11 protein-coding genes are annotated in these 14,116 nt (G+C 62.6%); 10 read left to right on the forward strand and 1 reads right to left on the reverse strand.

The features are described from left to right. Window positions 1-262 precede the first annotated feature (262 nt). From QMX83_RS15105 to cyoD, 9 genes are all read left to right on the forward strand, one after another. Complete coding sequence (locus QMX83_RS15105; RefSeq protein WP_282297465.1) at window positions 263-667, forward strand: hypothetical protein; 405 nt, start codon at window positions 263-265, stop codon at window positions 665-667. A 567-nt stretch (window positions 668-1,234) separates the two neighbouring features. Next, entirely contained in the window at window positions 1,235-1,660 is a 426-nt protein-coding gene (locus QMX83_RS15110; RefSeq protein WP_282297466.1) for a hypothetical protein, read from the forward strand. Between the two features lie 123 nt (window positions 1,661-1,783). Continuing rightward, window positions 1,784-2,305, forward strand: a complete 522-nt coding sequence (locus QMX83_RS15115) for a hypothetical protein (RefSeq protein WP_282297467.1) — start codon at window positions 1,784-1,786, stop codon at window positions 2,303-2,305. Window positions 2,306-2,988: 683 nt separating this feature from the next. Continuing rightward, window positions 2,989-3,987, forward strand: a complete 999-nt coding sequence (locus QMX83_RS15120; RefSeq protein WP_282297468.1) for a 2-hydroxyacid dehydrogenase — start codon at window positions 2,989-2,991, stop codon at window positions 3,985-3,987. 53 nt (window positions 3,988-4,040) lie between these two features. Next, a complete protein-coding gene (locus tag QMX83_RS15125; RefSeq protein ID WP_282297469.1) occupies window positions 4,041-5,660 on the forward strand; it encodes a lactate permease LctP family transporter in 1,620 nt (539 codons plus the stop codon). Between the two features lie 475 nt (window positions 5,661-6,135). After that, window positions 6,136-7,158, forward strand: a complete 1,023-nt coding sequence (cyoA, locus tag QMX83_RS15130; protein ID WP_282297470.1) for a ubiquinol oxidase subunit II — start codon at window positions 6,136-6,138, stop codon at window positions 7,156-7,158. Window positions 7,159-7,166: 8 nt separating this feature from the next. Then, window positions 7,167-9,164 carry a cytochrome o ubiquinol oxidase subunit I gene (gene cyoB, locus QMX83_RS15135; RefSeq protein WP_282297475.1) on the forward strand — a complete coding sequence of 666 codons (1,998 nt, stop codon included), beginning with the start codon at window positions 7,167-7,169 and terminating at the stop codon, window positions 9,162-9,164. After that, window positions 9,161-9,799 (forward strand): cytochrome o ubiquinol oxidase subunit III, encoded by a 639-nt coding sequence (gene cyoC, locus QMX83_RS15140; RefSeq protein ID WP_282297471.1) that lies wholly within the window; start codon window positions 9,161-9,163, stop codon window positions 9,797-9,799. The genes cyoB and cyoC overlap by 4 nt, the downstream gene beginning before the upstream one ends. After that, complete coding sequence (gene cyoD, locus QMX83_RS15145) at window positions 9,799-10,146, forward strand: cytochrome o ubiquinol oxidase subunit IV (protein ID WP_282297472.1); 348 nt, start codon at window positions 9,799-9,801, stop codon at window positions 10,144-10,146. The genes cyoC and cyoD overlap by 1 nt, the downstream gene beginning before the upstream one ends. Window positions 10,147-10,424: 278 nt before the next feature. Here cyoD and QMX83_RS15150 read toward each other — a convergent pair whose 3' ends face one another. Next, window positions 10,425-12,497, reverse strand: a complete 2,073-nt coding sequence (locus QMX83_RS15150) for a bifunctional diguanylate cyclase/phosphodiesterase (RefSeq protein ID WP_282297473.1) — start codon at window positions 12,495-12,497, stop codon at window positions 10,425-10,427. Between the two features lie 162 nt (window positions 12,498-12,659). Between QMX83_RS15150 and radA the strand changes: the two genes are divergently transcribed. Continuing rightward, window positions 12,660-14,036 carry a DNA repair protein RadA gene (gene radA / locus QMX83_RS15155; protein ID WP_282297474.1) on the forward strand — a complete coding sequence of 459 codons (1,377 nt, stop codon included), beginning with the start codon at window positions 12,660-12,662 and terminating at the stop codon, window positions 14,034-14,036. Window positions 14,037-14,116: the final 80 nt, after the last annotated feature.

Consider the following 14,116-nt stretch of genomic DNA (forward strand, 5'->3'; position numbering starts at 1 on the left):
GTTCGCAACGCAGCATCGGCATCGGTTTGTGCTGTCGTTTCAGTACGAGCGCATCTACGCCATCAGGGACGAATCCGGCCTCGACCTGGTTTGGAAGCTCCCGTAGAGCCGGGCTCTGCCCGGCTGCTCCAGGCGCAAACCTTTGGAGCACGGATCCAAGGTTATGATATGTGGCGTGGATATGGGCGCTGCGTAGGCTGATGGTGCTGGCGGAGCCACCTTAGCCGCGCGGGCGATTGGGAAAGGAGCGGGTGGGTTCGGTATGAGTCTGATGATGGCTTTGGAAATTGAGTCTGGCGTGAGCTTGGACGACATTGTGTCCAGCTTGCTGCAGATGGGCGTTGCAGTCGAGCGAGGTGAGGACGTGTGCTACGGCTTCCTCACAGAGTGGGGCGGCGGCTTCAGGTTCACCCTCAATCCGCGTCCTGAACCCCTGGTTGCGGAAGGCGAAACGGTGGAGTGGGATGTTGGCATGGTTGCCACATTTCACCTTCGCGCGGCCAACTTGATGATGGGGCTGGAGGAGATCTACCGGTTCATGCATGTTTTCGCTGACGAGCACCGTCATCGGTTTGTCTTGTCTTTCCAGTACGAGACTATTTACGCGGTGCGAAGCGCAGTTGGCCTGGATTTGCGGCGGACGTTACCCAGTGAGCCGACTTCATGATGCACCCGCGCGCCTACAATGACTTCAGGGCGGTGGTGGACGCATTGTCATTGGATGCATCCGCCCGCGACGTGCTTGAGGCCTTGGTCGACTGGGTTGGCAGGCACCAGTGCGCTCTGTCAGGTCCTCCGTTCTCCGACTACAACTTCGACTTGATCATTCAGATGGTTGGTCGGGTGGATTGTTACCGCCCCGCGGACTTGGATGCGCGAGCCGTCGAGCGGATCAAGCACAGCGTGGCTGGCATGACGCGCGGTAAGAGCTCGGCCATTGCTCAGTATGTCCGTGGCCTGATGGAGGAGCTTCTGGCGCCGGAGGTAGATTGGGTTTGCCCAAACTGCGGCGAGCAGTTCGGTCTCCTGTTTGGATGTATCGGGGAGAGGGAGCGTGTCCTCATCTGCCGGGTCTGTGGCGCAGCGCGCTGTACAGATGGCTCAATGCTGTCTGGGAAGGCGATTCGGTATCTGGAGATGTCTGAGCTAGACGGCTTATAGAATGGGTGATGACAGCCTGAACTGGACAACCGTTCTGCGTCGGTCCGTGAAGCTCTCAACTGAGGTCAATGGAATGAAGAAGTCTGTCCTGTGGTTCTCACTTCTAATGCCCGCGCAGCTCGCTTTCTCGGCTGAAGCCGAAGTGGCTCATCCTCCGAGCGGCATCGACATATGCAGCATCTCGAGGAGGGATCGAGGGAAGGAGTTGGTGCTGGACGGTGTACTTCAAAGTGAACCCATGCACGGGACCTTCCTCGGCAGCAAGGGGTGTCCTTACCAGCTGAGGGCGAGAATCAGCCACGACAACAGGGTGGCAAGCGTGCAGCAGTTCGTGGATGAGACGGACGCAAAGCGCATGGAGCTTGCCATGCAGGGGAAGATCGACATGACCTGGATGGCGTACCAGGGGCGGTTCTCCGGCGTGGTGGAAGTGAGTGAGAGCGACAGGCTTGGCTTCAACGTGACCGGTGTTTACGAGTACAGGGAAGTCAAATTTTAGTGCGTGTGGCATCAGGCGGCGTGATCGTAGGCATAACAGCGAGAGGATTGTCGCAAACAGCAGCCAAGCGATAAGATCGCTGCAGGCTCGAGGGGATCGGGCCATTTTTGTCCCGGAGAATACATGCGTCATCTCGTAGTGCTTGTGGCCTCGCTGCTGGTCGCAGGCTGTGGATCTGTTCCGCGTTACAAGGAACCCAGAGGGCTGCACGAAGGCAACTCGGTAACGATCAACCGTTGGTCAGTTGCTCCTGTTTGCGCGTTTCAGGGCTTGCCCAGCCCAAACGGCCTGCGTGCATGCGAAGCAAGGTTGATGCGGGCTGGTGAGCAACGCGCATTCCAAGTGAATACCCGACTTGCCCTTGGCGAGCACAAGCTCGTCCTTGCGTGCATGTATGGACCGCCTACGCCTGTTTCCTTCCCGATACCGCTGACCATCGCAACGGTCAACCCCATGCGCTACAACAATCAGCAATACACAGTGCGGTTCACCAAACCTGCCTACTATCGGTTGGAGTCCTACTGGGACGGGGAGGTTTGCAACGTTCGAATGCTGGACGCTGAAACCGGCGAAGCCTTCCCGCTGGGTCCGTCGCGGCCGTTCATTCCGGGGGCAGCGGCGGCTATCTCCAGTCAGGGGTCATGAGCTGCATACGGTGATGTCGATTCGGGGTCATGCGTTACCGGATGTTGTAAATTTCACGGCCGTCGTCTGTCGACCGACGCTACCGGATCCGTGTCCCCTTGGTTCTCTGTGGCGACTAAACAACAGTCAAAAGCAGCCGGGCAGAGCCCGGCTCTACGGAGGCCAGGGTCGAAGCCGAGCCTGGCGGTCCGATGCATGACCCATTGTCGCCATGCCGTAGGCTCAACCAGACAGCATCCCGTGACAGGGTAGTTTCGGTTTCTGGAATGGGATGCGAGACTCGAACTCGCGACCGTTCTACTAGGAGAAGTGCGTGCCAAAATTCGGTTGTGTCTGCGGTCATGTCATGAACCTATCGACGGATTGGCAGGACTACGAGTTGGCGCTTGTCCCGGAACAAGTGATCGCTGACATCAGCGATGAGTTGCGCTCCAATTCCATGCTTGCGGCTCAGTTGTTCGATGAGCGAATTTCGGCGCGCGCTAGACAGGTCCACCTCTGTCCTGCGTGCGGGCGCCTGCATCTTGAGACAGCGGGAAAGTTCATTTCCTACGTAGCTGAGGGTGAATCCGGTCCCGAGGGCTGAGGCCCAACGTGCCCCCGGTCACGGTTTGACATCTTTTACTGAGGAACCGTGGCTACCATCTGGGTTACTGTTGAATCGCTCCCCCAGAGGCCACCCCATGAAGACCGCCGTTTTCAGCGCTCGCCCGTACGATCGTCACTTTCTGGAAGCCGCCAACCAGCATACGGGCGGTGACGGGCGGTTCGAGTTTGCCTACTTCGATGTCGGGCTGGACCTCACCACGTCTACCCTGGCCCAGGGCAGCGATGTGGTCTGCGTGTTCGTGAACGACCGCCTGGACGCCCCGGTGCTGCAGGCACTGCACGGGCAGGGCGTCCGCGCGGTCCTGCTGCGCTGCGCAGGGTTCAACAACGTGGATCTGGCCGCCGCCGAACGGCTGGGCCTGTTCGTGGCCCGCGTGCCTGCGTACTCGCCCGAAGCCGTGGCCGAGCACGCGCTGGCGCTGATCATGACCCTGAACCGCCAGACCCACCGTGCCTACAACAGGGTGCGCGAAGGCAACTTCATGCTGGATGGTCTGCTCGGTCGCACCTTGTATGGCCGCACAGCCGGTATTGTGGGCACCGGCAAGATCGGACTCGCCACGGCCCGCATTCTTAAAGGCATGGGCTGTAACGTTCTGGGCTATGACCCGTACCCCAGTTCCGCGTTCGACGGGATCGGCGAAATGGTCCCGCTGGCCGAACTGCTGGCTCGCTCGGATATCGTGTCGCTGCACTGCCCGTTGACCCCGGACACCCACCACCTGATCAACGAAGCCTCGCTGGCCCTGATGAAGCCCGGGGCCATGCTGGTGAACACCTCGCGTGGCGGGCTGGTGAATACGGATGCGGTGATTCGGGCGTTGAAGTCGCGCCATCTTGGCCACCTGGCCATCGATGTATATGAGCAGGAGAGCGCGCTGTTCTTCCAGGATCTGTCCGGCGAGATCATCGACGACGACGTCTTCCAGCGCTTGATGACCTTCCCGAATGTGCTGGTCACGGGGCACCAGGGGTTCTTCACTGCTGAGGCGCTGCAGGAAATCTCGGCCATCACGCTAGGCAACCTCACCGATTTCGCCGAAGGACGCGACTGTCCGAACAAAGTCGCGTAGAGCCGGGCTCTGCCCGGCTGCTCTGATTCTCAAACCGCACGGAACCCCTCACCATGTGGCAACAGAACTACGACCCACTCGGCAACACCTACCTGTCCGCCCTGATGGGCGCACTCCCAGTCCTGGTCTTCCTGCTGGCCCTGACGGTCCTGCGCCTCAAGGGCCTCACCGCCGCACTGCTGGCAGTGGCGGTCTCAATCGCCGTCTCCTGGTTCGGCTTCGGCATGCCGCTCGGCGAGATCAGCGGCGCAGCCCTGCTGGGCATCGCCAACGGCATCTTCCCGATCAGCTTCATCGTGCTGATGGCGGTGTGGCTGTACAAATTGGCGATCCGCAGCGGCAAGTTCGAAGTCATACGCGGCAGCATCGCGACCATTTCCGATGACCAGCGCATCCAGGTGCTGCTGATCGCGTTCTGCTTCGGCGGGTTCCTGGAGGGCGCGGCGGGGTTCGGGGTTCCCATCGCCATCTGCGCGGCGCTGTTGGTTGAGCTGGGCTTCCGCCCGCTCAAGGCGGCCATGCTGTGCCTGATCGCCAACGGTGCGGCCGGGGCGTATGGGGCCATCGGCATTCCGGTGCTGGTGGGGGCGGAGCAGGGTGGGGTGCCGTTGCAGGCGATGTCGTGGAAGCTGGTGCCGTTGGTGCAGGTCTGCGCGGCGCTGTTGCCTGCGGCGCTGGTGATGTTGCTGGATGGCTGGCGCGGCGTGCGCGAGACCTGGCCGGTGCTGCTGGTGGTGGGCCTGGTGTTCAGTGGCGTGCAGACGGCCGTGTTGCTGCTGCTCGGGCCGGAGTTGGTGGACATCGTCGGGCCGCTGGCGGGCATGGCGGCGCTGGCAGGGTTCATGCAGTTCTGGCAGCCGAAGCGGATCTATCGTGAGGCGGAAGCGCCGCCGGTGTCGGCGCAGCGCTGGTCGTTGAAGGAAGTGCTGCTGGCGTGGTCGCCGTTCTATCTGCTGACCGCGACCATTCTGGTGTGGAGCCTGCCGGCATTTAAAGGGTTGTTCGCGGCGGGAGGGGCCTTGGCCGGCACGGTGCTGCATCTGCCGATTGGGCTGTTGCACCAGCGGGTGCAGGAGCTGCCGCCGCTGGTGGCCGAGGCGCATACGCTGCCGGCGGTATGGAATGTGGGCTGGCTGGGCGCGGCGGGTACCGCAATCCTGATTGCGGCGCTGCTGACGGCGGTGTTGTCGCCGAAGCTGGGGCTGCGGTCGGCCGGGCAGGAGCTGGCCCAGGCCGGGCGGGAGATGTGGAAGCCCTTGGCCACCGTGGCGCTGGTGATGGCCGTGGCTTACATCACCAACTATTCTGGGGCCTCGTCCACGATTGGTTTGGCGCTGGCGGAAACTGGTGGGGTGTTCCCGGTGCTGTCGCCGGTGATTGGGTGGATGGGGGTGTTCATTACCGGGTCGGTGGTGAACAGCAACACGTTGTTCGCGCATCTGCAGGCGGTGACGGCGGAGCAGATTGGGGTGGCACCGGCGCTGCTGGTGGCCGCGAACACGGCGGGTGGGGTGATGGCGAAGCTGGTGTCGCCGCAGTCGATTGCCATTGCGGCCGCGGCAGTGAAGCTGGTGGGGCAGGAGTCGGCGATTCTGCGGTCTACGTTGGCGGCGAGTTTGGGGTTGCTGGCTTATGTGTGTGTGGTGACGTGGGTGTTGTCGATGGTGGCGTAGTGACACGCCATGCGTGTCATCGCGGTGTCGGGTGACCCGATGGACGCGCATGGCGCGGCCTTACGGGGAGATGGTCGGTGGTTCAGCCGGGCAAGCCCGGCTCTACGGGGTGCGTCGGGGGAGTGGGCAGTCCCGGTTGTTCAGCTTCCAAAGCGCCGGATGCGAGGCGTTCGCAACTGCCCGATTCGGCAAAGTCCCTTCCGCTTGACCCATTCATGTCTATACAACATCATGCGCGGTCGCTTCGGGCCCCCTGCGGCGCCTGCGCGCACCCCGTGCGACAACGTGTCGCAGCAGAAAAACGGCCATTCTTGCGCCGGATCATTGTCAACGCTCTTCTTAAATGGTGCGTGACGGCATAAAATTATAGGGCTGACATGTACGTCCACCGTGCGCGACCCCTGGTCGGGCACATCCGGTCTTGGCCGGTGTGGGTGCGCTTGACCTGGCATTCCCTACGCAATTGGATCGACCGATGATTCCGTTGAAAACCCTTGGGCGCTTCCTGCGTCCGGGCCTGCTGTTTGCGTTGTCCGTGTTCCTCACGGGCTGCAACTCGGCCATTCTTGACCCGAAGGGCCAGATCGGCCAGGACGAAAAAACCCTGCTGATCACGGCAACGGTGCTGATGCTGCTGGTCGTTGTGCCGGTCATCATCATGACCCTGGCCTTCGCCTGGAAGTACCGCGCTACCAACACCAAGGCCCGTTACGAGCCGAAGTGGTCGCACTCCACCGCGATCGAAGTGGTGGTGTGGTCGATCCCCTGCATGATCGTGCTGGTGCTGGCTGTGCTGACCTGGCGCTCCTCGCATGCGCTGGATCCGTACCGTCCGCTGGAATCGGACAAGAAGCCGGTGGTGATCGAAGCCATTTCGCTGGACTGGAAGTGGTTGTTCATCTACCCGGAAGAGAACATCGCCACGGTCAACGAAATCACGTTCCCGGTCGATACCCCGCTGAACTTCAAGATCACGTCCGATTCGGTGATGAATGCCTTCTTCATCCCGCACCTGGGCAGCATGATCTACTCGATGACCGGCATGGAGACCAAGCTCCATCTGATCGCCAATGAAACCGGCGAATTCCCGGGCATGTCCTCGCACTACAGCGGCGCGGGCTTCAGCAAGATGCACTTCTCGGCCCACTCGGTCACCGAAGCGCAGTACCAGGAATGGCTGACCGAGGTGCGTGCCGAAAGCACCACCCTGAACAAGGACAGCTTCAACGCGCTGGTGGCTGAGAAGAACCACGACTGGCATCCGGTGACCTACTTCGGTACCACCGAAACCGGTCTGTTCAACTGGGTCGTCGAAAAGCACATGGGCGACAACAACCACTACGGCATGGACCACAAGGCCAAGGGCCATGAGGGCATGTCGCACGGTGATGCCGCTGGCCATGAAGGCCACGAAATGCCGGCCGCTGAGCACGCCGAACACACTGCAGACGAGCACGCCGCCGCCGGTCACACCGGCCACGCAGGCTCGGGAGAATAAGCATGAATCTGTTGGGTAAACTGACATTCGCTGACATCCCGCACGACCCGATCATCATCACCACGCTGATCGGCGCGGGGATCGGTGGTCTGCTCCTGCTGGCGGTCATCACCAAGTTCAAGCTGTGGGGCTATCTCTGGAAAGAGTGGTTCACCTCGGTCGATCACAAGAAGATCGGCATCATGTACCTCATCGTGGCCTTCGTGATGCTGCTCCGCGGCTTCGCCGACGCCATCATGATGCGTGCCCAGCAGGCCATCGCCGTCAACGGCGCTGAAGGCTTCCTGCCGCCGCACCACTACGACCAGATCTTCACCGCCCACGGCGTGATCATGATCTTCTTCGTGGCGATGCCGCTGATTACCGGCCTGATGAACGTCGTGGTGCCGCTGCAGATCGGCGCACGCGACGTGGCCTTCCCGTTCGTGAACTCGCTGAGCTTCTGGCTGTTCGTGGCCGGTGCTGGCCTGATCATGATCTCGCTGGGCGTCGGTGAGTTCGCACAGACCGGTTGGCTGGCCTTCCCGCCGTTGTCGGGCAAGGAGTACAGCCCAGGGGTCGGTGTCGACTACTACATCTGGGGTCTACAGGTCGCAGGCCTGGGTACCACCCTGAGTGGTATCAACTTCTTCATCACCATCTTGAAGATGCGTACCCCGGGCATGAAGCTGATGCACATGCCGGTGTTCACCTGGACCTCGCTGGTCACCAACGTGCTGATCATCGCCGCCTTCCCGGTGCTGACCGTCACCCTGGTGCTGCTGACCCTGGACCGTTACCTGGGCACGCACTTCTTCACCAATGACGGTGGCGGCAACGCCATGCTGTACATCAACCTGATCTGGATCTGGGGTCACCCGGAGGTGTACATCCTGGTCCTGCCGGCGTTCGGTGTGTTCTCGGAAGTCATTGCCACCTACTCGCGCAAGGCGCTGTTCGGTTACAAGGGCATGGTGTACGCCACTGCCTGTATCGGCGTGCTGTCGTTCATCGTGTGGCTGCACCACTTCTTCACCATGGGCTCGGGTGCCAACGTGAATGCCTTCTTCGGCATCACCACGATGATCATCTCCATCCCGACCGGCGTGAAGATCTTCAACTGGCTGTTCACCATGTTCCGTGGCCGCGTGCAGTTCACCGCACCGGTGCTGTGGACCATCGGCTTCATGGTCACCTTCACCATCGGCGGCATGACCGGCGTGATGCTGGCCATTCCGGCCATCGACTTCGTGCTGCACAACAGCCTGTTCCTGATCGCGCACTTCCATAACGTGATCATCGGCGGCGTGGTGTTCGGCATGTTCGCGGGTATCACCTACTGGTGGCCGAAGATGTTCGGCTTCCGTCTGAATGAAACCTGGGGCAAGCGCTCGTTCTGGTGCTGGTTCATCGGCTTCTATGTGGCCTTCATGCCGCTGTACGTGCTCGGCTTCATGGGCATGACCCGTCGCATGCAGAGCTACCCGAACCCGGAATACCAGCCGTTCCTGATCGTCGCCGCCGTCGGTGCCGCCATCATCGGCCTGGGCATCCTGTGCCAGGTGATCCAGGTGGCCGTGTCGATCCGCGACCGCAAGAAGACCGCCGACCTGACTGGCGACCCGTGGGATGCCCGTACGCTGGAGTGGGAAACCTCTTCGCCGCCGTCGTTCTACAACTTCGGCATGCTGCCCAAGGTCACCGAACTGGACGACTTCTGGGAGCGCAAGCAGCGTGGTGAAGCATGGCCGCGTCCGGAGAAGTACAGCGACATCCACATGCCGCGCAACACCGGCACGGGTGTGGTGATCGGTGCCTTCAGCCTGGCCTTCGGCTTTGCCATGATCTGGCACATCTGGTGGCTGGCGATCGTGGGCCTGGTCGGCATGATCGGTACCTACATCTGGCGCACCTTCGACAAGGACACGGATTACTACGTGCCGGCCGCCGAAGTTGAGCGGATTGAAAACGAACATCGCCGTCACCTGCAGGCGCAGGGTCTGGTGAAAACGGAGTTCAAGGCATGAGCAGCAATACCTCCACCCTGAACCATGGGCACGCCGCGCACGCGGCGGCCCACGGCCATGACGACCACGAGCACCACGACACCGGCGGCAACACTGTCTTCGGTTTCTGGGTGTACCTGATGAGCGACTGCCTCATCTTCGCCAGCCTGTTCGCGACCTACATCGTGCTGGCGGGCGGTACCGACGGCGGCCCGACCGGCAAGGAACTGTTCGACCTGAGCTTCGTCGCGTGGGAAACCACGCTGCTGCTGGTCTCTTCGCTGACCTTCGGCCTGGGCATGATCGCCATGCACAAGGCCAAGGTGGGCCAGATGTACCTGTGGCTGGCGATCACCTGGCTGCTGGGCTTCGGCTTCATGGTCATGGAAGTCTGGGAATTCCAGCACCTGATCCACGAGGGCTACGGCCCGGACCGTAGTGCGTTCCTGTCGGCGTTCTTCGCGCTGGTCGGTACCCACGGTCTGCACGTGAGCGCCGGTCTGCTGTGGCTGCTGATCATGTTCATCCAGATCAAGCAGAACGGCCTGACCGCCACCAACAAGACCCGCCTGGCGTGCCTGAGCCTGTTCTGGCACTTCCTGGACCTGATCTGGATCGGCGTGTTCTCCGTCGTCTACCTGAAGGGAGCGCTGTAATGGCACACGACAATCACGCCCATCACGATGGGCACGGCGTGGGTGGCGAAAGCCACGGCAGCGTCAAGTCCTACCTGGTTGGCTTCCTGCTGGCCGCCGTCCTCACCATCATCCCGTTCTGGGCGGTGATGAAGGGCGGTCTGCCGACCTTCACCACGGGCGTCATCATCGTGGTGGCGGCGATCCTGCAGATCTTCGTGCACCTGATCTTCTTCCTGCACCTGGACCGCTCGTCGGAACAGCGCTGGAACGTCAGCGCCGCCGCCTTCACCGTGGTGGTCATCGGCATCATCGTGGCCGGCACCCTGTGGGTGATGCACAACATGAACGTGCACATGATGCACTGACGGTTGAAAGACCGGTTCATGCAGAAAGGCCACCCGCGAGGGTGGCCTTTTTGTTTGGGGAATCGCCGCAAACGGGCGATGGGGAAAACCTGGAACTGTGGCAACCGGGGGAACCGGGGAACCGGGGGTAGGGTCGGTCGAAAGACGACCGCCGTGAACGGCTCAACGTTCTTTAACGACGCGAATCAAATCGACATCTGCTGTCGGCGCGCGAATGCGCCATACACCCCATGGGCCGGCCAACGGCCGGCGCTACCGGATTCCGGGGGATCCGAGGATTACGGTGCCGGGGAGAGCCCGGCACTACGGAAGAACGCCTCGGCATCCATCGGCTTGCCCAGGTGGTAACCCTGCAAGAGATCACATCCCAACTGGCTCAGATACTGCTGCTGCCCCGCCGTCTCCACACCCTCAGCCACAATCCGCAGCTGCAACGACCGCCCCAACGCGATGATCGAAGACACAATCGCCGCGTCTTCACTGTTGTCTTCCAGCTCACGCACAAACGCCCGATCAATCTTAAGTTCGGTCGCGGGCATGCGCTTCAGATACAGCAGGCTCGAATACCCGGTACCAAAGTCATCAATCGAGATATGCACGCCCATCGCGGTCAGCCCGTGCAGAATCTGCAGGCTGGCCTCCACGTCCTTCATCGCCGTGGTTTCGGTCACTTCCAGGGTCAGGAAGCGCGCTTCCAGCGAATGCCGTGCCAGCGTGTCACGCACGGTATCCAGCAGATTGCTTGAGGCAAACTGCACCGGCGAAAGATTCACCGACATCGTCCAGCTGTCATGCCCGGCGTCGTGCCACGCACGCAGCTGCGCACAGGCGGCATCCAGCACCCAGTCGCCCAGCGGCAGAATCAATCCGCTGCGCTCGGCCATCGGAATGAAAATGTCGGGCGAGAGCAGCCCCAGCTCCGGGTGCTGCCAGCGCACCAGCGCTTCTGCGCCGATGATGTCCGAACCGGCAGCCAGGAATTTGGGCTGATAGTGCAGCACCAGCTCGCCACGCGGAATCGCACGGCGCAGGTCCTGCAGCAGGCGCAGCTGGCGGTTGGCGGTGACCTGCAGTGACTCGGTGAAGAAGGTATAGCCGTTCCGACCGGTGTCCTTGGTGTGGTACATCGCCGCGTCGGCATGCGCCATCAACTCGCGCTCGTTGCTGGCGTCGTCGGGATACAGCGCAATGCCGATGCTGGTGCTGACATGCAGTTCCAGTGCGTCGATGAAGAACGGCTCGGCCACGCTGGCCAGGATGCGCTCGGCGACCACGGCGGCGTCTTCGGGCTCATCGATCTGGAACACGATGACGAATTCGTCGCCGCCCAGCCGGGCGAAGGTGTCCTGGCTGCGCAGCAGGCCGGATACGCGATGGGACACTTCCACCAGCAGCTTGTCTCCCAGCTGATGGCCGTAGGCGTCATTGATGGCCTTGAAGCCGTCCAGGTCGCAGAACATCACCGCGAACGGGAAGTTGCGGCGGCGCGCCTTTTCAATGGTCTGCTCGATACGGTCCTGCAGCAGCATGCGGTTGGGCAGCTGGGTCAGCGGATCGTGCAGCGCGGCCTGCATCAGCTTTTCATTGGCCTGGGCCAGCGATTCGGCCAGCAGGCCGGTGCGCGCACGCATCTGGCGATCGAACACCGAGGCGATCAGCGCGATGCCCAGCGTGGCGAGGGTGGTGACGATGACCAGCACCGCCAGCCACTTGCTGTCCACGCCGTTCTCGCCGACCGCGCCGCAGATGCTGCCGGGCGGGAACTCAGCGGCGGCCATGCCGGTGTAATGCATGCCGATGATGGCAAAGCCCATCACCACCGAAGCCGCGCCGCGCAGCAGCATCGGGTGGCGGGTTTCCGAGCGCAGCCGGAAGGCGATCCACAGCGCCGCACCGGCGGCCACGATGGCGATCACGATGGACAGCGCCAGCCAGCCCAGGTGGTACTCGATGCCGGGCTCCATGCGCATGGCCGACATGCCCAGGTAATGCATCGCGGCCACGCCCAGGCCCATCAGCACCGCACCGGCGGCCAGCCGGTACCAGGGCAGCACCTTGTGCGAGACCAGCCACAGCGCATAGGCCGACGCGCCAACCGACACCGCCAGCGAGTACAGGGTGATGGCCAGGTCGTAGCCCATCGGAATGCCGAGGTCAAAGGCGAGCATGCCGATGAAGTGCATCGACCAGATGCCCAGGCCCATCGCGCCGGCCCCGCCGGCCAGCCACCAGCGGGCGACCTTGCCCTCGGTGTTGGCGACGCGTGCGGCCATGTCCAGCGCGGTGTAGGAGGCCAGGATGGCGACCAGCAGCGAGAACACGACAAGACTCTGGCTGTAGGTGCCGGTCATCTGAAAGCCTGAACAAAAATAGTGGGAGAAGGCGCAGGGGCCCGTTCCCGGTATCGGCCGGGCGGGCCAAAGCTTGAGTGAAATCGTTTCCAGCGTCTTAGGTGGTGCGACGCGGGTGGGCTATCCTGCGGCACACAAGATGAACCGGAAGTGGAAGCGAGAATGGCCAAGCGGCTCACCGCCTATGTGTGCAGCGAATGCGGCGCGGAATACAGCAAGTGGCAGGGGCAGTGCACCGAATGCGGGGCCTGGAACGTGCTCAGCGAGATCACCCTGGAAAGCGCCGCCGCGGCCAAGTCACCGGCCTCGCGCCGCTCCGGCTGGGCGGGCAAGGTCGATGCGCCCAAGGTCATGGCGCTCAAGGACGTGCAGCACACCGAGCACCAGCGGGTGACCACCGGCATTGGTGAGTTCGACCGCGTGCTGGGCGGCGGGCTGGTGGAGGGCGCGGTGATCCTGGTCGGTGGCGACCCGGGCATCGGCAAGTCCACGCTGCTGCTGCAGGCGGTGGCGAAGATGGCTGCCAATCTGCCGGTGCTGTACATCACCGGTGAGGAGTCGCTCTCACAGGTGGCCGGTCGCGCGATCCGCCTGGACCTGCCACTGGAAGGCGTGAACGCGCTGGCCGAAACCCAGGTGGAAGCCATCCTGCAGCACGCCAGCCAGGCCAAACCGCGGCTGATCGTGGCCGACTCCGTGCAGACGCTGTGGACCGAGTCGCTGACTGCGGCACCGGGCTCGGTCAGCCAGGTGCGGGAAAGTGCGGCACGGCTGGTGCGCTTTGCCAAGGAAACCGGCACGGCCGTGTTCCTGGTCGGTCACGTCACCAAGGAAGGCGGCATCGCGGGTCCGCGCGTGCTCGAGCACATGGTGGACGCGGTGCTGTATTTCGAAGGCGAGAGCGGCAGCCGCTTCCGCCTGCTGCGTGCGTTCAAGAACCGCTTCGGTGCGGTGAACGAGCTCGGCGTGTTCGCGATGGGCGAGAAGGGGCTGAAAGAAGTCTCCAATCCCTCGGCCATTTTCCTCTCCGGTGGCAGCACGCGGCAGCCGGGCAGTTGCGTGATGGTCACTCGCGAGGGCACGCGCCCGCTGCTGGTGGAAGTGCAGGCGCTGGTGGATGCCTCACCGCTCTCCAACCCGCGCCGCGTGGCGGTGGGGCTGGAGCAGAATCGTCTGGCAATGCTGCTGGCGGTGCTGCACCGCCATGGCGGGGTGCTGGTGGGCGACCAGGACGTGTTCGTCAACGTGGTGGGTGGTATCCGCGTGCAGGAAACCGCGGTGGATCTGCCGGTGCTGCTGGCGGTGCTGTCGTCACTGCAGGACCGGCCGTTGGCCGAGAAGACCATTGCGTTTGGCGAGGTGGGGCTTTCCGGTGAAATTCGTCCGGTGCCCAACGGCGAAGATCGCCTACGTGAGGCCGCCACGCACGGGTTCAAGCGCGCGATCGTGCCGAAGGCCAACGCGCCAAAGACCGGCAGCGTGAAGGGCATGGAGGTGATTGCGGTGGAGCGGTTGTCCGAAGCGATCGAAGCCGCGTAATCGCCGGAGGAATCGGTGGGTGCCGACCGTTGGTCGGCACGCCGCATCAGCCGCGGTTGAACACCAACTCAATCGCAAAT

The organism is Stenotrophomonas sp. PS02289 (assembly GCF_029960115.1).
Classification (GTDB): domain Bacteria; phylum Pseudomonadota; class Gammaproteobacteria; order Xanthomonadales; family Xanthomonadaceae; genus Stenotrophomonas.

Bases quoted from the DNA above. Each gene is read 5' to 3' on its own strand.
- QMX83_RS15105 (WP_282297465.1), top strand. From the start codon at position 263: ATGAGTCTGATGATGGCTTTGGAAATTGAGTCTGGCGTGAGCTTGGAC.
- QMX83_RS15110 (WP_282297466.1), top strand. From the start codon at position 1,235: ATGAAGAAGTCTGTCCTGTGGTTCTCACTTCTAATGCCCGCGCAGCTC.
- QMX83_RS15115 (WP_282297467.1), top strand. From the start codon at position 1,784: ATGCGTCATCTCGTAGTGCTTGTGGCCTCGCTGCTGGTCGCAGGCTGT.
- QMX83_RS15120 (WP_282297468.1), top strand. From the start codon at position 2,989: ATGAAGACCGCCGTTTTCAGCGCTCGCCCGTACGATCGTCACTTTCTG.
- QMX83_RS15125 (WP_282297469.1), top strand. From the start codon at position 4,041: ATGTGGCAACAGAACTACGACCCACTCGGCAACACCTACCTGTCCGCC.
- cyoA (WP_282297470.1), top strand. From the start codon at position 6,136: ATGATTCCGTTGAAAACCCTTGGGCGCTTCCTGCGTCCGGGCCTGCTG.
- cyoC (WP_282297471.1), top strand. From the start codon at position 9,161: ATGAGCAGCAATACCTCCACCCTGAACCATGGGCACGCCGCGCACGCG.
- cyoD (WP_282297472.1), top strand. From the start codon at position 9,799: ATGGCACACGACAATCACGCCCATCACGATGGGCACGGCGTGGGTGGC.
- QMX83_RS15150 (WP_282297473.1), bottom strand. From the start codon at position 12,497: ATGACCGGCACCTACAGCCAGAGTCTTGTCGTGTTCTCGCTGCTGGTC.
- radA (WP_282297474.1), top strand. From the start codon at position 12,660: ATGGCCAAGCGGCTCACCGCCTATGTGTGCAGCGAATGCGGCGCGGAA.